The sequence below is a fragment of the Micromonospora sp. NPDC049529 genome (assembly GCF_055586685.1).
The window spans coordinates 240,062-259,863 of sequence record NZ_JBVJHT010000013.1 but is presented as its reverse complement, the minus strand read 5'-3'; the positions used below and the strand labels follow the sequence as shown (position 1 = coordinate 259,863).

Annotated in this window: 17 protein-coding genes and 1 pseudogene; 7 read left to right on the top strand and 11 right to left on the bottom strand. The window is 71.4% G+C overall.

What is annotated here, in order from left to right:
- The first annotated feature begins 39 nt into the window (after positions 1 to 39).
- On the top strand, positions 40 to 549 hold the full coding sequence (locus ACZ6QQ_RS24125; RefSeq protein ID WP_465879257.1) for an Lrp/AsnC family transcriptional regulator: 510 nt from the start codon (positions 40 to 42) through the stop codon (positions 547 to 549).
- A gap of 131 nt (positions 550 to 680) precedes the next feature.
- Here ACZ6QQ_RS24125 and ACZ6QQ_RS24120 read toward each other — a convergent pair whose 3' ends face one another.
- From ACZ6QQ_RS24120 to ACZ6QQ_RS24110, 3 genes are all read right to left on the bottom strand, one after another.
- Positions 681 to 2,171 carry an amidase gene (locus ACZ6QQ_RS24120; RefSeq protein ID WP_465879255.1) on the bottom strand — a complete coding sequence of 497 codons (1,491 nt, stop codon included), beginning with the start codon at positions 2,169 to 2,171 and terminating at the stop codon, positions 681 to 683.
- A 268-nt stretch (positions 2,172 to 2,439) separates the two neighbouring features.
- Complete coding sequence (locus tag ACZ6QQ_RS24115) at positions 2,440 to 2,628, bottom strand: DUF397 domain-containing protein (RefSeq protein WP_465879254.1); 189 nt, start codon at positions 2,626 to 2,628, stop codon at positions 2,440 to 2,442.
- Positions 2,619 to 3,386 (bottom strand): Scr1 family TA system antitoxin-like transcriptional regulator, encoded by a 768-nt coding sequence (locus tag ACZ6QQ_RS24110; protein ID WP_465879252.1) that lies wholly within the window; start codon positions 3,384 to 3,386, stop codon positions 2,619 to 2,621. The genes ACZ6QQ_RS24115 and ACZ6QQ_RS24110 overlap by 10 nt, the downstream gene beginning before the upstream one ends.
- A 388-nt stretch (positions 3,387 to 3,774) precedes the next feature.
- Between ACZ6QQ_RS24110 and ACZ6QQ_RS24105 the strand changes: the two genes are divergently transcribed.
- On the top strand, positions 3,775 to 5,121 hold the full coding sequence (locus ACZ6QQ_RS24105) for an aspartate aminotransferase family protein (protein WP_465879251.1): 1,347 nt from the start codon (positions 3,775 to 3,777) through the stop codon (positions 5,119 to 5,121).
- 23 nt (positions 5,122 to 5,144) lie between these two features.
- Positions 5,145 to 6,494, top strand: a complete 1,350-nt coding sequence (locus ACZ6QQ_RS24100) for an NAD(P)/FAD-dependent oxidoreductase (RefSeq protein ID WP_465879286.1) — start codon at positions 5,145 to 5,147, stop codon at positions 6,492 to 6,494.
- Between the two features lie 19 nt (positions 6,495 to 6,513).
- Here ACZ6QQ_RS24100 and ACZ6QQ_RS24095 read toward each other — a convergent pair whose 3' ends face one another.
- A complete protein-coding gene (locus tag ACZ6QQ_RS24095) occupies positions 6,514 to 6,882 on the bottom strand; it encodes a DUF3499 domain-containing protein (protein WP_465879250.1) in 369 nt (122 codons plus the stop codon).
- 167 nt (positions 6,883 to 7,049) lie between these two features.
- Here ACZ6QQ_RS24095 and ACZ6QQ_RS24090 point away from each other — a divergent pair, with 167 nt between their 5' ends.
- Positions 7,050 to 7,499, top strand: a complete 450-nt coding sequence (locus tag ACZ6QQ_RS24090; RefSeq protein ID WP_326560882.1) for a metallopeptidase family protein — start codon at positions 7,050 to 7,052, stop codon at positions 7,497 to 7,499.
- A 33-nt stretch (positions 7,500 to 7,532) separates the two neighbouring features.
- Here the strand turns inward: ACZ6QQ_RS24090 and ACZ6QQ_RS24085 are convergent, their stop codons facing one another.
- From ACZ6QQ_RS24085 to ACZ6QQ_RS24075, 3 genes are all read right to left on the bottom strand, one after another.
- A complete protein-coding gene (locus tag ACZ6QQ_RS24085) occupies positions 7,533 to 7,790 on the bottom strand; it encodes a WhiB family transcriptional regulator (protein ID WP_101367926.1) in 258 nt (85 codons plus the stop codon).
- 409 nt (positions 7,791 to 8,199) lie between these two features.
- The gene (locus ACZ6QQ_RS24080; protein WP_465879248.1) at positions 8,200 to 10,752 is read right to left on the bottom strand and encodes a bifunctional FO biosynthesis protein CofGH; all 2,553 of its coding nucleotides are present in this window, start codon (positions 10,750 to 10,752) and stop codon (positions 8,200 to 8,202) included.
- Between the two features lie 131 nt (positions 10,753 to 10,883).
- Positions 10,884 to 11,915 carry a hypothetical protein gene (locus ACZ6QQ_RS24075; RefSeq protein ID WP_465879247.1) on the bottom strand — a complete coding sequence of 344 codons (1,032 nt, stop codon included), beginning with the start codon at positions 11,913 to 11,915 and terminating at the stop codon, positions 10,884 to 10,886.
- Positions 11,916 to 12,013: 98 nt separating this feature from the next.
- Here ACZ6QQ_RS24075 and cofD point away from each other — a divergent pair, with 98 nt between their 5' ends.
- Complete coding sequence (gene cofD / locus ACZ6QQ_RS24070) at positions 12,014 to 12,982, top strand: 2-phospho-L-lactate transferase (protein ID WP_465879246.1); 969 nt, start codon at positions 12,014 to 12,016, stop codon at positions 12,980 to 12,982.
- Positions 12,983 to 13,028: 46 nt separating this feature from the next.
- The gene (locus tag ACZ6QQ_RS24065) at positions 13,029 to 14,147 is read left to right on the top strand and encodes a coenzyme F420-0:L-glutamate ligase (RefSeq protein WP_465879244.1); all 1,119 of its coding nucleotides are present in this window, start codon (positions 13,029 to 13,031) and stop codon (positions 14,145 to 14,147) included.
- A gap of 37 nt (positions 14,148 to 14,184) precedes the next feature.
- On the opposite strand, the gene ACZ6QQ_RS24060 is transcribed toward ACZ6QQ_RS24065, so the two are convergent.
- The 4 genes and pseudogenes from ACZ6QQ_RS24060 to ACZ6QQ_RS24045 all read right to left on the bottom strand — a co-directional run bounded on the left by ACZ6QQ_RS24060 (position 14,185) and on the right by ACZ6QQ_RS24045 (position 18,862).
- The gene (locus tag ACZ6QQ_RS24060; protein WP_465879243.1) at positions 14,185 to 15,186 is read right to left on the bottom strand and encodes an ArsR/SmtB family transcription factor; all 1,002 of its coding nucleotides are present in this window, start codon (positions 15,184 to 15,186) and stop codon (positions 14,185 to 14,187) included.
- A 266-nt stretch (positions 15,187 to 15,452) separates the two neighbouring features.
- Positions 15,453 to 16,514 (bottom strand): annotated as a pseudogene (locus ACZ6QQ_RS24055) (hypothetical protein); the annotation flags it as partial.
- Positions 16,515 to 16,551: 37 nt separating this feature from the next.
- Positions 16,552 to 17,649 (bottom strand): mannose-1-phosphate guanylyltransferase, encoded by a 1,098-nt coding sequence (locus ACZ6QQ_RS24050; protein WP_465879240.1) that lies wholly within the window; start codon positions 17,647 to 17,649, stop codon positions 16,552 to 16,554.
- Positions 17,650 to 17,713: 64 nt separating this feature from the next.
- The gene (locus tag ACZ6QQ_RS24045; RefSeq protein ID WP_465879239.1) at positions 17,714 to 18,862 is read right to left on the bottom strand and encodes a glycosyltransferase family 4 protein; all 1,149 of its coding nucleotides are present in this window, start codon (positions 18,860 to 18,862) and stop codon (positions 17,714 to 17,716) included.
- A 168-nt stretch (positions 18,863 to 19,030) separates the two neighbouring features.
- Between ACZ6QQ_RS24045 and ACZ6QQ_RS24040 the strand changes: the two genes are divergently transcribed.
- Positions 19,031 to 19,795 carry a TIGR03089 family protein gene (locus tag ACZ6QQ_RS24040; protein ID WP_465879238.1) on the top strand — a complete coding sequence of 255 codons (765 nt, stop codon included), beginning with the start codon at positions 19,031 to 19,033 and terminating at the stop codon, positions 19,793 to 19,795.
- Positions 19,796 to 19,802 lie beyond the last annotated feature (7 nt).

Below are 19,802 nucleotides of genomic sequence, written 5' to 3'. Positions count from 1 at the left end.
CAACAGGCATTCACTGCCTGGTCAGCGACTGGGGGAAAGATGGCCAACGGGCCCACCGAGGATCGCCGCGCACGTCGGGTCACCGTACGCGAGGGCGCCAATCACGTACTGCTCGACGATGTCGCGAAACAGATCATCGAGCAACTACAGGAGGACGGGCGCCGGGCGTACGCGACGATCGGCCGGGCGGTCGGCCTCTCCGAGGCGGCCGTACGCCAGCGGGTGCAACGCCTGCTCGACGCCGGAGTGATGCAGATCGTCGCCGTGACGGATCCACTCCAGCTCGGCTTCCCCCGCCAGGCGATGATCGGCCTGAAGACCGACGGCGACCTGGAACAGGTGGCCGATCGCCTGGCCGAACTGGACGAGGTCGACTACGTCGTCATCACCGCCGGCTCGTTCGACCTGCTCACCGAGGTGGTCTGCCGCAACGACGACCACCTCCTGGAGATCCTGCAACGCCTCCGCGCCGTCCCCGGCGTCGTCTCCACCGAGGCCTTCGTCTACCTAAAACTCCGCAAACAAACCTACTCCTGGGGCACCGCCTAACCCCCCGCCCGCCGCCGCCCGCCGCCGCCCCGTTGATCATGAAGTTAGCGCAGCGGAATCGGCCAGCTTCCGTCGCTAACTTCATGGTCAACCTCGCTCGGGATGGTCCGGCGTGGGGGCCATGCCTGCCGTTAGAGGGCGGGGTGCTGGTTGCGGACGGGGCTCAGTGACTCCAGCAGCGAGGCGATGTACAGGATCGTCGATTCCGCGTGCCAGTTGGCCGCCAGCTGCACCCCGATCGGCATGCCGTCGCTGTTCGTGCCGAACCGCATCGACAGGGCGGGGAGTCCGGTCAGGTTGAACGGGACGGTCGGCGTCATCAGGCGGAAGGCGTCCACGGTCTGGCCGTTGACGGTGAACTGTGTGAGCCCGTGCGCGTGCGCGGGGATCGACGTCACCGGAAGGAGCAGCGCGTCGTACCGCTGGAAGTACTCCGCGAAACCGTCCCGGAGCCGCTCGACGCCCTGCTCGGCCCGGACGTACTCCCGCACGGAGGTGTCGGGTGTGGCGATCATGGTCTTCGAGTACGTGAACCGCTGGTCCTCGCGCCCGGCAGTGGCCTCCTCCATCGCCGGTTTCATCTCCATGACGTGCTGCCGGGCGAAGAGTTCGAAAGGATTGTCCCGTTCGAGAGCCGGGATGCTCACGGCATCGACCCGGACCCCCGCTTCCCGCAGGGCGTCGGCGGCCGCCTGCACGGTTGCCGCGATCTCCGGGTCAATCGGACCGAGTCCCGAATCGACCAGCCAGCCGACCCGTGCGGGCCGGTCCGGCGAGGCCCCCAGGCCGATGTCAAACTCTCGCGGGACGATGGCGAAGCCGTCGGCGCCATCAGGACCGGCCAGCAGCGAATACGCCAGTGCGAGGTCGCGGATGCTGCGGGCCATGGGGCCGGCGTGCCAGTCACGACGCGGCTCCCGCGGCCAGGTCCCGGTCATCGGGATGCGCCCGTGCGTTGGTTTGAGGGCCGCGATACCGGTGTCGGCCGCCGGCCCGCGCAACGAGATGGACAGGTCGCTCCCGACTCCCAGCGGCGACATCCCGGCAGCGATCGCTGCGGACTCCCCGCCACTCGACCCGCCGGAACTGCGGTCGAGGTCCCAGGGGTTGTTCGTCCTGCCCGTCAGGAGGTTGTCGGACTCGATCCAGTACGCGAATTCCGGGAGATTCGTCTTCGCCAGGAGGATCGCACCGGCGCGCTTCATCCGCGCCACGCTGGTGGCGTCCGTGTCCGGGACACGACCGGCGAAGATCGGCGAACCGCGCTGGGTGAGCACCCCGGCGGTGTCGAACGAGTCCTTGACCGTGAAGGGCACGCCGTGCAGCGGCCCGACCTCCGCCCCCGCCGCAAGCTCGTCGTCGGCCGCCCTCGCGGCGTCGAGCGCACCGTCGGCGAGCGTGACGATGGCGTTGATCTTCGAATCGACGGCCTTGATGCGGTCGAGGTGCGCCCGAACCACCTCGACAGAGGAAGCCCTCCCGGTACGGATCAGCTCGGCCAGCTCGGTCGCGTCCAAACGATTGAGATCAGTGCTCACGAGAAAATCCTCCCGCAAAAGCCACCCCACCGAAGCAAATAGCCCCCATTCCCCCACCCCCCACCCACCCCCACCCACCCCCACCCACCCCCCAGACCCCGTTGATCATGAAGTTAGCGACACAGAATAGGCCGATCTCCCGCGCTAACTTCATGGTCAACTTCGGTCGCCGGGGGTGCAGGTGGGGTGGGGCGCTGGAGGGGGACATCGGGGATGGTGTAGGTGCGCCATCTTTGGTGTACGAACTTTCCGCGTTACACGTTTCGGGACGGCGACACCCCGCGCGCAGGAACGGCGACGCCCCCGCGCCGAGGGAGTCGGCGGCGGGGGCGTGCGGTGAAGAGAAGAGAGGTCAGTGCTCTTTCGCCAGGGCCACGAAGGCTTGCCACGCGGACGGGGCGAAGCTGAGGGTGCCGCCGTCGCGGTTCTTGGTGTCCCGGACCAGGACCCGTCCGGGCAGGTTGTCCGCCACTTCGACGCAGTCCCCGCCGTTGTTGCTGCTGCGGGTGGAGGTGCGCCAGCGGGCGTCGGTCATGTCCATGTCTGCGCCACATCCCTGATCAGCTCGATCGTCTGCCGGCGGGACAGCGCCTCACCGGTCAGGCTGTCCCAACGCTTTTTGAGCATAACAATGTCGGACGCCTCCTTCTCGATCTGACCACGGAGCTGGTTGTCCAGGTAGGCCAGCTCCTTGCCGTCCCTGAGCTGGGCGAGGACGAACGGACCGGCCAGGCCGGTGTGCCACGGTGTGTCACTGGGGATGACGCGGAACTGCACATACGGCAACTCGGCCATTTTCGCCAGGTGTTCGAGCTGCTCTCGCATGAGGTCCCGGCTGCCGAGCAGCCGCCGGAGCACCACCTCGTCGATCACGACGTGGAACTGCGGTGGCTGGTCGCGCGACAGGATCCACTGTCGTTTGAGCCGGCTCGCCACGATCTGCTCCACCGTTTCCGGCGGCAGCACCCGGCCCACGTTGAGCATCGCGCGGGCGTACGCCTCGGTCTGGAGCAGGCCCGGCACGAGCAGCGGCTGATACGCCCACATCGCGACGGCGTCCGGTTCGACCTCGGCCCACTGGCGGAACCACGGCATGTCCCGCCGCCGGAACGGATCGGGCCACAGCTCGGCGGGATCCCGGCCCAGGATCTTCGCCACCGCCACCCTGGTACGCGGATGCGGGATCCGTCCCACCGCCACCCACCGTGCCGCCGTCTTCGGATCGACCTGCACCTGTGCCGCAAGCGATTCGGCGGTCACGCCCACCTTCGCCATCGCCAACCGCAGAACCTCGTTCATCGTCCAGCCCCTCCCTCGGTCTTGTGAACGCCCCTTGCACCATATCGATGACGGAGATCAATATGCGTCCCGCAGAGCAACACGCCGAACATCGATCATTTGTGGGGCATGAGCTGGGCATTCACGGATCAGATCGGATCAGCCGGGAACCCGCGAACCGCCCCGAAAAGGCCCTACAGATGTCCGGTAGGACGTCCCTCCGGCAGTGGACCCCAACCCCTCACCAGGTCCTACGGATTTCGTTGCGGAGGGCGACACAGCCGACAGAAACCGTCGTCGTGAGCGCGAATGAGTGGCGTTAACACTTGCGTCATGGCGGCAGCGTGTGCGATAACCGTGGTCACAGCGGCCGGGATCCGGCCCGATCACGGAACAGGGGCAGGCAGCCATGGCCAACGCCACCGACCACCTCTGGATGCACTTCACCCGGATGTCGAGCTACCGCGACGCGGAGGTGCCGACCATCGTCCGGGGCGAGGGCGCGTACGTCTGGGACAGCCGGGGGCGCCGCTATCTCGACGGGCTTGCCGGGCTCTTCGTGGTCAACGCCGGACACGGGCGTACGGAGTTGGCCGAGGCAGCCGCCAAGCAGGCCGCCGAGTTGGCGTACTTTCCGCTGTGGTCGTACGCGCATCCGACCGCTGTCGAGTTGGCTGAGCGGATCGCCTCGCTGACGCCGGGCGACCTGAACCGGGTCTTCTTCACCACGGGTGGCTCGGAGGCCGTGGAGTCGGCGTGGAAGCTGGCGCGGGCGTACTTCAAGCGCACCGGCAAGCCGAACAAGTACAAGGTGATCAGCCGGTACATCGCGTACCACGGGACGTCGATGGGTGCGCTGTCGATCACCGGGCTGCCGGGCATCAAGACCGACTTCGAGCCACTGGTGCCGGGCGCGATCAAGGTGCCGAACACGAACTTCTACCGGGCGCCGGAGCACGGTGACGACCCGGAGGCGTTCGGCCGGTGGGCCGCCGACGAGATCGGCCGGGCGATCGAACGGGAGGGGCCGGACACCGTCGCCGCCGTGTTCCTGGAGCCGGTGCAGAACTCCGGCGGCTGTTTCCCGCCGCCGCCGGGTTACTTCGCCCGGGTACGCGAGATCTGCGACCGGTACGACGTCCTGCTCGTCTCCGACGAGGTGATCTGCTCCTGGGGCCGACTCGGTGAGTACTTCGGCGCCCAGCGGTACGGCTTCCAGCCCGACATGATCACCACCGCCAAGGGCATCACCTCTGGCTACGCCCCGCTCGGCGCGATGATCGCCACCGACCGGCTGATCGAACCGTTCCTCGCCAACACCGAGATGTTCGCCCACGGCGTCACCTTCGGCGGTCACCCGGTCTCCTGTGCCGTGGCCCTGGCCAACCTCGACGTGTTCGCCCGCGAGGACCTGGTCGGCCACGTACGCAGGAACGAGGACGCCTTCCGGTCCACTCTGGAGCGGCTGAACGACCTGCCGATCGTCGGCGACGTCCGGGGCGACGGCTACTTCTACGGGATCGAGCTGGTCAAGGACAAGACGACCAGGGAGACGTTCGACGAGGCCGAGTCCGAGCGGCTGTTGCGCGGTTTCCTGTCCACGGCGCTGTTCGAGGCCGGGCTCTACTGCCGGGCCGACGACCGGGGCGACCCGGTGGTGCAGCTCGCCCCGCCGCTCATCGCCGACCAGCGGCAGTTCGACGAGATCGAGCAGATCCTACGCGGCGTGCTGACCGAGGCGTGGCGATTGGTGTGAGCTACCGGGACATCTCCTACTGGATGTCCACAGTAGAAGGCGAGCTGACCCCGCACGACCCGCTGACCGGTGACCGGGACGTCGACGTGGCGATCGTCGGCGCCGGTTACACCGGGCTCTGGACGGCGTACTACCTGACCGTCGCCGACCCGTCGCTGCGGATCGCCGTACTGGAGAAGGAGATTGCCGGCTACGGCGCCTCCGGGCGCAACGGCGGCTGGTGCTCGGCGCTGTTCGCCACCACCATGCCGAAGCTCGCCCGACGGCACGGGCGGGACGCGGCGATCGCGATGCAGCGGGCGATGCAGGCGACGGTGGACGAGGTCGGTCGGGTCACCGCCGCCGAGGGCATCGACTGCGACTGGTCCCGGGGCGGCACGGTCACCCTGGCCCGGACCCCGGCCCAACTCGTCCGGGCCCGCGCCGAGGTCGACGAGGCACGCGAGTACGGCTTCGACGAGTCCCACCTCGCCCTGCTCGACGCGACCGAGGCGGCCCGCCGGTGCGGTGCCGACGGCGTGCTCGGCGCCACCTTCACCCCGCACTGCGCCGCGATCCACCCGGCCAAGCTGGCCCGCGGCCTGGTCCGGGTGGTCCGGCAACACGGCGTACGGGTGCACGAGCGGACCCCGGTCACCTCGATCGGTCAGGGCCGGGTGCGCAGCCCCGCCGGGACGGTCCGGGCGCCGATCGTGATCCGGGCCACCGAGGGCTACACCGCCGGTCTGCCGGGTCACCGGCGCACGCTGGCCCCGATCTACTCGCTGATGGTGGCCACCGAGCCGCTGCCGGCGGCGGTCTGGGAGCGGATCGGGTTGGCCGAGCGGGAAACCTTCTCCGACTTCCGCCACATGATCATCTACGGTCAGCGGACCGCCGACAATCGGCTCGCCTTCGGCGGTCGGGGTGCGCCGTACCACTTCCGGTCGCGGGTGCGGCCCGAGTACGACCACGAGCCACGGATCTTCGACGCGCTGCGGGACTGCCTCGCGGCGCTCTTTCCGGTGCTCGGGCCGGAGGTGCCGATCAGTCACCGGTGGGGCGGACCGCTCGGGGTGCCCCGGGACTGGTCGACCTCGGTCGGGCTGGACCGGTCCACCGGGCTCGGCTGGGCCGGCGGGTACGTCGGCGACGGGGTGGCGACCACCAACCTCGCCGGGCGTACGCTCGCCGACCTGATCCGGGGCGTGCCGAGCGACCTGACCACGCTGCCCTGGGTCGGGCACCGGTCCCGGCGTTGGGAGCCGGAGCCGCTGCGCTGGCTCGGGGTGAACGCTGGACTACGGGTGATGTCGTCGGCGGACACCGCCGAGGCGGGAGCCGACGCACCTTCGCGCCGGGCCGCCCTGTTCAATCGCTACCTCGGCGGCTGACACCGGCACAGAACCCGGTTCAGTGCGTGGGCGGGATGACCCGGAGGTGACCGCGCCGGCCGGTCTGCTGCCCCGGCGGCAGGTCGATGTCGATCTCGTCCTGACGCGGCTGCACCGGGCGGGCCGCCTCGCGTACGGCCTCGGCGAGCGCGACCAGGTCGTCGGTGGTCGGCGGCGGCGGTTCGAACTCGCCCTCGTGCCGGACCACCTCCCAGCCGCGCGGGGCGGTCAGGCTGCGGGCGTGCTGCTCACAGAGGTCGTACGTGTGCGGCTCGGCGAAGGCGGCCAGCGGTCCCACCACGGCGGTCGACTCGTTGTAGACATAGGTCAGCGTGGCGACGGCCTGTCGGGGGCAGCCGTTGCGCGAACAACGCCGTGGTGACCTCACGGCGGCACGGTATCTCTCTTACCGCCTCCAACACACCGCTTGCCGGTACGACACGCCGACCGTCCTGACCACAATTCGGGCAACAGCGCGAACCGGACCCGATCCCGGCCCCGACACGGGGTGGTCCGCGATCCGGGATCCGGCCAACCTGGGTCTACCCTGTGCACATGACCAGTCCGGACCATCGCCGGCCGGGGCCCGGGCGGCGCACCCGCCGGGACCGCCACGGCCGAGGCCTGCGCGGTCGGCTGGTGCCGGCGACGGTGCCGCTGGCGCGTACCAAGGCCGAGATCTTCGACGATCTCGTGCTGGACACCGTGGAGACTCTGGAGCGGCGGTTCGCCAAGGAGTTGGCGGGTGTCGAGTTCGCCGTCGAGGACGTACCCCCGGACCTGAACGTCTATGACTCCGACGTGCTGGAGGACGGCGAGGTGCCGTTGGCGCGGCTGCTGCCGGGCCGACCGGGCCGGCAGGAGGTGCCGCCCCGGATCGTGCTCTACCGCCGACCGCTGGAGTTCCGGGCGATGGACCGGGAAGACCTGGCCGACCTCGTCCACGATGTGATCATCGAACAGGTTGCGAACCTGCTCGGCGTCGATCCGGACGAACTAGCCTGAGCCGGGCGGCCCCCACCGCCCGGCCGGCGTACGTCAGGCGACCCGACGCTTGAGCTTGCGGCGCTCCCGCTCGGAGAGTCCGCCCCAGATGCCGAACCGTTCGTCGTGCCCGAGCGCGTATTCCAGGCATTCGGCCTTGACCTCGCAGCGCGAGCAGATCCGCTTTGCCTCACGGGTCGAGCCGCCCTTCTCGGGAAAAAACGCCTCCGGGTCAGTCTGCGAGCAGAGCGCCCGCTCCTGCCACTCCGGCGCATTCCCGAGCAGGTCGGCCACCTCGAGTCGGCCGTCCATCAGATGCCTCCTTATCGCGCGCCGGCAACAAGGCCGGCGCAACCCCCCACGCGGAAGGCGTGTTTTTGTCCGTACGGTGGCAGTTTGATGCGCTCCGTTCGAACGACCCCACTGAAATTACACGGGTGTAATGCGTGCGTCGTCAAGCCGAACCTGATAAATGGGGTCACCCTTCCGGTACGCCTCGGACGACCTGCGGGGCCTTCCGGTCTCGCCGCCTGCCCTACCGATTGAGACCCGGCGGGAGTAACGCCTCATCGGCGAGTTGTGGCCGAAATCCGGCGTGGCGCGACGGGACACGCCAAGGGGGCGATCGGCGTGTCGCCGGGTAACTGTCGGATATCCAACCCTGGATCCGGCCGCAACCGCCCAGTCACCGGGACGACCGTCCGGGGCACCCGGCGACGGATCAGCCGGCGTGCCCGTAGGCGGTGGTACGTCGCCGCGCGGGCCGTCCGGCCGCCGCCGCGATGGCCTCCAACTGCGCCACCGTACGGGCGGAGCCGTTGTCGGAGCCGGCCATCCGGGAGATCGTCTCCTCCATCAGCGTGCCGCCGAGGTCGTTGCAGCCGCCCCGGAGCATCTCGACCGTGCCCTCGTCGCCGAGCTTCACCCAGGAGCACTGGATGTTGTCGATCCGTCCGTGCAGCAGCAGCCGGGCCATCGCGTGCACGACCCGGTTCTCCCGCCAGGTGGGTCCGGGGCGGGCGATGCCGGCCAGGTAGATCGGGGCGTTGGTGTGCACGAACGGCAGCCCCACGAACTCGGTGAAGCCGCCGGTGCGGTCCTGGATCCCGGCCAGCACCCGGAAGTGCCCGAGCCACTGTCCGGGGTGGTCGACGTGGCCGTACATCATCGTGGAGCTGGACCGGATGCCCAACTCGTGGGCGGTGCTGACCACCTCGACCCAGGTGGCGGTCGGCAGTTTGCCCTTGGTCAGCACCCAGCGCACGTCGTCGTCGAGGATCTCGGCGGCGGTGCCGGGGATGGTGTCGAGCCCGGCGTCGCGCAACCGGGTGAGCCAGTCCCGTACGGACACGCCCGCCTTGGCCGCCGCGGTGACGATCTCCATCGGCGAGTACGCGTGCACGTGCATGCCCGGCACCCGCGCCTTGACCGCCCGGACGATGTCGGCGTAGACGCTGACCGGGAGCTTCGGGTCGATCCCACCCTGCATGCAGACCTCGGTCGCGCCGGCCTGCCACGCCTCCTCGGCCCGGTCGGCGACCTGCTCGACGGAGAGCCGGAACGCGTCTGCGTCCTTTTCCCGCTGGGCGAAGGCACAGAACCGGCACCCGACATAGCAGACATTACTGAAGTTGATGTTGCGGTTGACCACGTACGTCACGTCGTCGCCGACGGCCGACCGGCGTACGTCGTCGGCCAGCCGGCACAGCTCGTCCAGGGCCGTGCCGTCGGCGCCGAACAACGCCATCGCCGCCGCCTCGTGCCGTGGCTCCAGCAGCGCGGCCGGGTCGTCGGCGGCCAGGCGCAGCCCCGCGAGCAGGTCGGCAGGCAACCGGGGCGACGCCCCGTCGTGCGCCCGCAACGCCGCCGCGTCCTGGTCGACCTGGGCGGCGAGCTGCGCCCAGTCGCCGTAGACGCTGTCGAAGTCGCCGCGCCGGTCGTCGGTCCGCCCGCTGGTGTCGATGGTGGTGTTCAGGTCGGTCCGGCCGCCCGGCACGTACGCGTCGTCCGGCTCCTGCCACGGCAGCCCCACCGGCAGCGCCGCCTCGACCGCCAGCCCGGTCGCCGGGTCGGCCAGCGCGCTCACGTGCGGGCCGATCCTCGGGTCCAGCCACGGGTCGCCGCGACGGACGTACTCCGGGTAGATGGTGAGCCGTTCCCGCAGGGTGAAGCCGGCGGCGGCGGTACGCCGGGCCAGCTCCTCGATCTGCGGCCAGGGGCGTTCCGGGTTGACGTGGTCCGGGGTGACCGGCGACACGCCGCCCCAGTCGTCGATGCCGGCCCGCAGCAGCAGGTCGAACTCACCGGCGATCAGGTTCGGTGGCGCCTGGATCCGGGCCTTCGGGCCGAGCAGGACCCGCGCCACCGCCACCGTCGCCGCCAGGTCGTGCAGCTCGGCGTCGGGCATGCCGCGCATCGCCGTGTCCGGCTTGGCACGGAAGTTCTGCACGATGACTTCCTGGATGTGGCCGTACTCCCGGTCGCTGCGGCGGATCGCGAAGAGCGCGTCCACCCGCTCGGCCAGCGTCTCACCGATGCCGATCAGGAGTCCGGTGGTGAACGGGACCCCGACCCGGCCGGCGTCGTCGAGCACCCGCAGCCGTACCGCCGGTTCCTTGTCCGGTGAGCCGAAGTGCGGGCCCCCCGGCTCGGACCAGAGCCGGGTGGCGGTCGTCTCCAGCATCATGCCCATGCTCGGCGCCACCGGCTTGAGCCGCTGCAACTCGGCCCAGGAGAGCACACCGGGGTTGAGGTGCGGCAACAGGCCGGTCTCCTCCAGCACCGCCACCGCGCAGGCGCGCACGTAGTCCAGTGTGGAGTCGTAACCGCGCTCGTCGAGCCACTGTCGGGCCGCCGGCCACCGCTCCTCCGGGCGGTCACCGAGGGTGAACAGCGCCTCCTTGCAGCCCTGCGCGGCACCCTCGCGGGCGATCGCCAGCACCTCGTCGCGGTCCAGGTAGGCGGCGGGCAGCCGGTGCGGCACGGTGGCGAAGGTGCAGTAGTGGCACCGGTCCCGGCAGAGCCGGGTCAGCGGGATGAAAACCTTTTTGGAGTACGTGACCACACCCGGCCGCCCGGCGTCGCGCAGCCCGGCGTCCCGGATTCCACCGGCGACGGTGAGCAGCTCGTCGAGCAGGGCACCACGGGCGGTGAGCAGCGCGGCCGCCTCGTCGGTGTCCACGGCCCGGCCGTCGGCGACGCGGCGCAGCGCCCGGCGCAGACTCGCCTCGGTCGGACTCGCCTGGTTCGGACCGGAGTCGGTGCGATCAGCCACCCGTGCAGCCTAGGCCGTACCGACGACACGATCGCATGCTGCCGGCGACACGATCGCATGGTGCCGGTCACATGCTTCCCGGTCAGCTCGACCGGAGCGGACACCTCGGCCGGGTCCGCTCCGGTCGACGCTCAGCGCTGGTACGGCTCGGTCGGCTCGTCGCCGTCGATGCGGCTGGCCGGCGGCGGGCCACCGGCGGTCGGCTGCTGGCTCGCCGGGTTGATCAGCTGGGTCCGCTCGGCGTTGTCGTCGCCCTCCGGAGCCCGCGAAATCACCTGGGTCGGCTCGGCGGTGGCCGGCGGCGCGGAGGTCGGAGCGGCGAACGGCGAACCGACCGGCGGCGGGGCCTGGGCCGGCGACACCGGTGCCTGGGCCCCGGAGGTGGACGCCGAGGGCGGTGCCGAGACCGGCGGTGCGGACGCCGGTGCGGGTACGCCGAAGCCCCCGGTCGGCTGACCGTAACCCTGCGGGTACGCCTGCGGCGGGTAACCCTGCGGGTAGCCCGGCTGCGGCTGCCCCGGCTGCCCGTAACCCTGGGGGTAGCCCGGCTGACCCGGCTGGGGCTGGCCCGGCTGCGGGTAACCCTGCGGCGGGTAGCCCTGGGGGTAGCCCTGCTGCGGGAAGCCCTGCTGGGGGAAGCCGGGCTGGCCGTAGTAACCCGGCTGCGGCTTGGGCTTGGGCACGTAGTAGAGGGTCCGCCAGACCTTGAAGACCAGGAAGGCGGCGACGCCGAAGACCGCCAGGAAGGCGATCTGGGTCAGCAGCCCGGTGAACGCCTGCCGGAACTCCCCCTCGGCCAGGGTGCCGACCAGCCAGGCGAGCACGCTGATGGCCCCGAAGAGCGCGGAGACGGCGTACTCCACCAGGGCGATCTGGGTGATCAGCTTGGCCTGGCCGACGATCGGCTGGAGGTGGGTGGCGATCAGCACGGCGAGCAGCGGCAGCAGGATCGCGGTGAGGCCGACGAAGTCGCCGAAGCTGCTCCCGGCCCGGCGGGTGAACTCGTCACCCTCGCCGCGCGGGATCAGTAGGTTGATCACCGCGACGAAGAGCAGGAGTGCGTTGGCGCCCACCAGGGCCAGCGCCGCCGGCTCCCGCAGTGGGTGCGTTATCTGTCGGGCCTGCGTCGAATCGGTCGGCGCGGGCCCAGGCTGACTGGTCATAGCTCCCCCTGGGGCGGTGTGCGTACGGGTGCCGCAGGTGAGCCTAGTCGCCAACCCGCATCACGGCTCGGCGCGCCGGGTGCGGGAGGATGGGAGCCATGCACATCGTGGTACTGACCGGCGGCATCGGCGGGGCCCGCTTCCTGACCGGCGTACGGGCGTACGCCCGGCAGTCGGGCGACGAGGTGACCGCCGTGGTGAACGTCGGCGACGACGTGATCATGCACGGGCTGCGGATCTGCCCCGACCTGGACAGCGTCATGTATACCCTGGGTGGCGGCGCCGACCCGGAGCGCGGTTGGGGACGGGTCGGCGAGACCTGGACGATCAAGAACGAACTCGCCGGGTACGGCGCCGAGCCGAGCTGGTTCGGTCTGGGTGACAAGGACGTCGCCACCCACCTGGTGCGTACGACCATGCTCAACGCCGGTTACCCGCTCTCCGCGGTGACCGAGGCGCTCTGCGCCCGCTGGCAGCCCGGCGTACGGCTGCTGCCGGCGACCGACGACCGGTTGGAGACGCACGTCGTCGTCGACGCACCGGCCGAGGGTGACGCCGACGCCGCCGGGCAGCGGGCGATCCACTTCCAGGAGTGGTGGGTACGCCACCGGGGCGCGATCCCGACCCACCGGTTCGTCTTCGTCGGTGCCGAGGCGGCGAAACCGGCGGCCGGCGTGCTCGACGCGCTCGCCGGGGCGGACGTGGTGCTGGTGGCGCCGAGCAACCCGGTGGTGAGCATCGCTCCGATCCTCGCGGTGCCGGGGCTGCGGGAGGCGCTGACCGCGAACCGGGCTCCGGTGATCGGGGTGTCGCCGATCATCGGTGACGCGCCGGTACGCGGCATGGCCGACCGGTGCCTGTCGGTGCTGGGCGTGCCGGTCACGGCCGCCGGGGTCGGTGCCCTGTACGGCGCCCGCGCCACCGGCGGGATTCTCGACGGCTGGCTGGTGGACACCACCGACGCGGGGACGACGGTGCCGGAGTTGACCGTCCGGGCCGCCCCGCTCTGGATGACCGACGAGGCCGCGACCGTGGAAATGGTCCGGGCGGCCCTGGAACTGGCATGACCCGGGGACCGGCGCCCCGTGTTCCCCGGATGACCCTGGAGCTGGCATGAAACTGGAGATCCTGCCGGTGCTCGGCATCGGTGACGTGGCCGAGGGCGACGACCTGGCGGCGATGATCACGACCGCCGCGCCGTGGCTGCGCGACGGGGACGTACTGATCGTCACCAGCAAGATCGTCTCGAAGGCGGAGGGTCGGCTGGTCGACGTACCGGCGGCCGACGGACCGGAGCGGGACGCGGCGCGCGAGGAGGTGCTGAACGCGGAGACGGCCCGGCCGGTGGCCCGGCGCGGGCCCACCCGGATCGTGCAGACCCACCACGGCTTCGTGATGGCCTCGGCCGGCATCGACGCGTCCAATGTGGACCCCTCACGGCTGGTGCTGCTGCCGAAGGATCCGGACGCCTCCGCCCGGGGCCTGCGGGCCGCACTGCGCGAGCGGCACGGCGCCGACGTGGCGGTCATCGTGTCGGACACGATGGGGCGGCCGTGGCGCAACGGCCTGACCGACGTGGCGCTCGGTGTCGCCGGCATGGGTGCGATCCGGGACCACCGGGGCGAGGTCGACCCGTACGGCAACGAACTGAGCATCACCCAGATGGCCGTGGTCGACGAACTGGCCGGCGCGGGTGAGCTGGTCAAGGGCAAGCGCGACCAGGTGCCGGTGGCGGTGATCCGGGGTTACCTCAACGCCACCGGACCGGCCGACGGGCCGGGCGCGGCGGTCCTGGTGCGCAACGCGGAACAGGACCTGTTCTCGCTCGGCACGGCCGAGGCGCGGGCCAGCGGGCTGCGGGCGGCCGCCACCCTGGCCGAGGCGGCACCGACCGGGGCGGACGGCACCGGCGTCGACCCGGCGGCGGTGGACCGGGCGATCGCCACGGTGGCCGACGTGGTCGCGCCCGGCACGCTCTTCTCCCCGGTCACCCACGAGGAGGTACGCGACCGGCTGGCCGGCACCGTGCCGGACTGGCCGGCGGGCGCCACCTCGATGGTGCTCTGCACTCCCCCGGACGACACCGCCGCGACGGGTCCGGTCGCCGGAACACTCGTCCGGTTCGGCGCCGACCTGCACCGGCTGCGCGCCGCACTGGCCGCCGAAGGGGTCCCGTCCTCGGTCACCGCACCGCCGGCCGGCAGCAGCGCGGCAGCCACCCTGGCCCTCTGAGCCCCAACCCGGCCACCGGCAGGCGGCAGCGGACGGGTCACTGGTGCAGCATCGCCCGGCCGAGCGGGGTGAGCGTGTGTCGCACCGTGTTGCGGTCCCGCTGGCTGACCAGCAGCCCGGCGTTGCGCAGCACGGTCGCGTGCTGGCTGGCGGCGGCGGGCGAGATGTGCAGCCGGCGGGCCACCTCCCCGGTCGAACAGCCCTCGTCCACCACCTCCAGCACGTTGGCCCGGGTCCGGCCGAGCAGCGCGGCCAGCGCCTCCCGGCCGGCGGAGGGAAACGGACCGGCCCCCTCACCGGGAGCGGGCGTGAGTCCGCCGAGCCGGTCGACCGGATAGACCAGCACCGGCGGCAGGTCCGGGTCGAACAGCGCCACCGGCGTACGGGAGCAGAAGAACGACGGGATGAGCAGCAGCCCACGGTCGCCGAGGTGCAGTTCCCGGCTGTACGGGTAGTCCGACACCTCCAGTACGCCGGCCGAGTAGCGGGCCGCCGGGCGCAGGCTCGCCAGCAGCCCCTCGGCACCACCGTCGAGCAGTGCCCTGGCCCGCCGGATCCGGTCCGCCTCGATCGCCGCCTCGACCCGGTCCCAGTACGGTCCGAGCGCCACCGACCGGTACTGCCGCATCGAGTCGGTGAGGTGGTGCAGCACCTCCGGCTCGCCACGGGCGAGCGCCTGGGCCGTACCGGGTAGGGCGTTCTCGGTGGCGAGCACGGACAGGTCTCGTCGCAGCAGCCGGGCCGGGGTGGACCGGATCGCGTCGAGGCCCGCGTCGAATCCCCGGGAGCTCTGCGCCGGGGTGAGGAAGTCGGGGAAGTAGCCGCGCGGCGGGTTGAGGGCGAAGAGCAGGCTCTGCTGGCTGGCCAGGTTCTCCCCGCGCAGGCCCCGATAGACGTCCCGCCGCCAGCCGGACATGACCGGGTCGTGGGTGCGGCCCTGCAACAGGTGCAGGCTCAGGATCAGTTCCCAGACCGGATCGGCCGCGGCGGCGACGCGGGTCCGGGCGATGTCCTCACTGGAGAAGAAGATTTTCAGCATCCGGGCGGCTCCCGATGGTGGCGGCCAGGCGGCATTCCGACACCTGTCGGATCGTACCCGGCTGGATCCACGTGCATCTTTCAGTCTGAGGTGAAAGACCTCGACGCAGCCGGTGCCGTGCCGGCATGCTCGCTATTGCCCAGCGGAACGCAAGTCTTGCCGGGGGTAAGGGGAGGTACGGACGTCCGGGCAGGTCACCACGAGGTTTCGCGGCCGTTGATCCGCGGAGGTGCCGCCCGGACGTCCCACTCCAGCGAGGCGCTGGACCAGAGCCCGATCCGCTGGTCCTCGTCGGTGACGTAGAGATGCCCGCCCGCCGCCTCGGCCAGTCCCTCCACATTGCGCAGTGGGGCGAGATCGGCCACCAGTTCCGCCGGAATCTCCCGCCGCCCCGGTCCGTCCACCGTCGGCGGCACCTCGGCATCCGCCGGCAGCCGGAACCGTACGTGGCGCGAGGTCACGTCCCCGCCGCTCGGGTGGTCGTCGAGCAGCACCGAACCCTTGCCGAGCGCGTCGATCGAGCCGATCACCGCCGAGTACGACCCGTCGGCGTCGGCCGACAGCGCCCGGAACCCGGTCAGCGCACCGGGCGGGGTCACCCCGGTCAACGCGTACGCCCGGACCACCACCGGCCAGCCGCCCGACTCGAACATGCCGGCCATTCCCGCCACCTCGACGAGGATCGGCTCGCCCCGGTCGGTGACCGGGAACCGGAGCCCCAGCAGCAGTGACCCGGTCGGGGTGAAGGCCGCCCCCTCCACGTTCAGCGGATGGTCGTCCGGGGCCAGCCGGCTGACCCAGGTCTTCGCCCGCGCGGTGCCCCGGGCGACGGTCTCGGCGATGAACCGGTGCCGGACCCGCTCGCCCGAGGGCAGGACGGCGATGTCGGCGCCGGCCAGCACGTCGTTGACCGCACGGTGCAGGCGGAACTGGTTGCGGACCACCCGCAGCCGGACCAGTCCGGTGGCGGCGTCGGTCTCCCGGAACCGGGCCACGAACGCGCGGCGGGGGCGCAGCGGGCCGGCCTTCGAGCCGAAGTGCGACCCGAACACGTAGATCCACTCGCCGGACCGGGCGAGCGCCTCGGCGTCCTCGGTCCGGCCCTGCTCCGGCCCCGCGTCCCCGGTCAGCGGGTACGCCGCCCACCGGCCGCTGTGGTGCTGGACCAGCAGGCCGATGCTCCGCTCGACCGGGGCCTCGTCGAGCACAGTCCAGAACGCCCGCCGGGCGTCGTACGCGGCGAGCACCCCGGGTGCGCGTACGGGCAGCAGGTCACTTGCCTCGTTACCGCCGAGGGCCAGGTCCACGGTGTGCACGGCGCCGGTCATGTGGATCAGGGTACGGACCGGCGCCAACGCCACCGGATCAGATGTAGCTCTCCTCGTCCCGCTGCTTCAACTCGTCGACCAGCTTCTTCACGTCCTGGGCCCGGTCGCGGGGGCAGATCATCAGTGCGTCGGGGGTGTCGACCACGATCAGGTCGTGTACGCCGAGCGCGGCCACCATCCGGCCGGAGTGCGGCACCACGACCAGGTTGGTGCTGTCCCAGAGCAGGACGCCGGGCTTGCCGGTCTGCTCGCCGCCGAGCACCACGTTGCCCGCCGAGTCCGCCGGCAGTACGTCACCGAGGGTGTGGAAGTCGCCGATGTCGTTCCAGCCGAAGTCACCGGGAACGGTGGCCACCCGACCGGCCGCCGCCGCGCCCTCCATCACCGCGTAGTCGACCGAGATCTTGGTCAGCGTGGGCCAGATCCGGCCGAGTACGTCCTCCCGTTCCGGGGTGTGCCAGGCGTGGGCGATGGCGGTCACCCCGGCGTGCAACTCGGGCTGCTGCCGGGCCAGTTCGGTCAGGAAGACGTCCACCTGCCAGACGAACATGCTGGCGTTCCAGAGGTAGTGCCCGGACCGGACGTACGCCTCGGCGACGTCGGCGGCCGGTTTCTCCTTGAACTCGTCCACCTTGCGCAACGGGCCGCCGTCGATCAGTGGACCGCACTGGAGGTAGCCGTAGCCGGTCTCGGGGCGGGTGGGGGTGATCCCCACCGTCATCAGCAGGCCCTGTTCGGCACCGGTGATCGCCAGCCGGACCGTCTCCACCCAGCGGGCCGGGTCGCGGATCAGGTGGTCCGCCGCGAACGAGCCCATCACCGCCGTCGGCTCGCGCAGAGCGATCACCGACGCGGCCAGGGCGATCGCCGCGCAGGAGTCCCTCGGCGACGGCTCGACCAGGATGTTCTCCTCCGGCAGCTCGGCCAGTTGGCGGGCGACGGCGGTGACGTGCGCCACCCCGGTGACCACCATCGTGCGGTCGGGGGTGGTGAGCGGGCCGATGCGGTCGACCGTCGCCTGGAGCAGTGACGCGTCGGTGCCCGTGAGCGGGTGGAGGAACTTCGGGTGTCCGGCGCGGGACAGTGGCCAGAGGCGGGTGCCACTGCCGCCGGCCGGGATGACGGCGAAAAACATCAACACATCATGCCGGACGTTTTGCCCCTCATATGCATGCTTGCCCTCACCCTGGACGTCCGGTTCATCCGCTGATCCGGGTCCACGCCGCCAGATGCACCTCGGCGCTGGACTCCCAGGTGAACTCCTTGGCCCGGTCGAGGCCCGCCTTGGCCAGCGCCAGGCGGCGTGCCTCGTCGTCGAGGAGCGCGGCCAGGTCGGTGGCTATCTGCTGCGGGTCCTCGCTGGTGTAGGCGACGGCGTCGCCGCCGACCTCGGGCAGCGACAGCCGGGGGGTGGTGAGCACCGGCGCCGCGCAGGCCATCGCCTCCAGGATCGGCAGGCCGAAACCCTCCCCGTACGACGGGTAGGCGGCGACCAGGGCACCGCCGAGGAAACCGGGCAGGTCGGCGTAGCGCAGATAGCCGGGGCGGAGCAGGCGCAGGTGTCCGGGTACGTCGGCGACGGCCTGGTCGATGTCGTCGTCGTGCCCCTGACCACCGGCGATGACCAGGGCGGGCGGGTCCGGCCGGTCCTGTACGGCGAGCACCCAGCCCCGGATCAGGTTCGGCACGTTCTTGCGCGGCTCCTTGGCCCCGAGGAACGCCACGTAGTCGTGCCCGCCGAGGCCGAGCCGGGCGCGTACCCGGGCCTTCTCCTCCTCGCTGGGGGCGTGGAAGGCGCTCTGGTCGACCCCGTGGTACGCGACGTCGATCTTGGTCGGGTCGGCGTCCAGGAGCCGGATCAGCTCGTCCCTGGTGGCCTTGCTCGGCACGATCACCCGGTCGGCCCGGCGCAGCGAGGTCTTGATCGCGCTGCGGAAGAAGGTTCGCCGCGACTTGTCGTAATGCTCCGGCTCGGTGAAGAAGGTCGCGTCGTGCACGGTGACCGTCACCGGGGCACCTGCCCGCAGCGGGCAGGTGTAGAACGGCGAGTGCAGCACCTGTGCGCCGACCTGCTGGGCGAGCAGTGGCAGGCCGGTCTGTTCCCAGGCCAGCCGGGCGGGGCGGTGGGCGACGGCGGCCGGGGCGGAGATCACCTCGGCGGCCGGCAGCATCCGCGTGTATCGCTCCGTGTCGGTGCGCAGCCCGACCACGGCCAGATCGACACCGCCGGATGCGCACAGCTTGCCCAACGCGCCGAGCAGGCCATCGACGTATCGACCGACGCCGCCACGGTCAGCGGGGACGCTGGTGGCGTCGATGAGCACGCGGGGCGGGCGACCGGGGGTCACTGGGCGACTCCTCAAACTGCGGGTTGTGGGGAACAACACTCTTGCCAAGCCTACGCCGCCCCGCTGTCCCGGCGTCGACTGCGACCCGACAGCCGGTTGTCTTTCCGGCGACTGACGTGAGCCGGCGGCCGGGCGCGGACCCAGCCGCGAAGGCTATCCTCAGTGGCGATGACGGACAAAACCACGACGGCCGACAACATCGCGCGGGTGCTCGCCGCAGCGGTCGCCGCCGACCCGACCCGACCGCTGCTGACCTGGTACGACGACGCCTCCGGCGACCGTACGGAGCTGTCCGGGGCGACGCTGGCCAACTGGGTCGCCAAGACCGGGAACCTGCTGGTCGACTCGACCGGGCTGGCTCCCGGCGACCGGGCCTGCGTGCTGTTGCCGCCGCACTGGCAGACCGCCGCCGTACTGCTCGGCTGCTGGTCGGCGGGGTTGGCGGTGCACGGGGCCGGGCTGGCCGTGCCGGGCGTCGGAGCGGCGCCAACCGGCCCGTACAGTCCCGAGCCGCCGCGCCCGGTCGACGTGCTCTTCGCCGCCGCCGACCGGATCGACACCGCGGCCGCCTGGTCGGCCGGTGACCGGTACGCGCTGGCGCTCGCCCCGATGGCCGCCCCGCTGCGTACGGTCCCGCCGGGCTTCGCCGACTACGTGGTCGAGGTGCGTGGCCACGGCGACCACTTCACCCCGCAACCGGGCGGTGGCCCGCAGGACGCCGGCCTGACCGGGCTGGCGGCCCAGTCGGCGGCGACGCTCGGCATCACCGCCGGGGCACGGGTGCTGATCGACGCGGCCACCCACCCCGATCCGGTGGAGTGGCTGCTCGCGCCCCTGGTCGCCGGGGCCAGCGTGGTGCTCTGCGGCAACCTCGACCGGGCCCGGTTGGCCGACCGGCTGGCCTCGGAGCGGGTCACCCTCGACCTGTCCTGACCTTTCA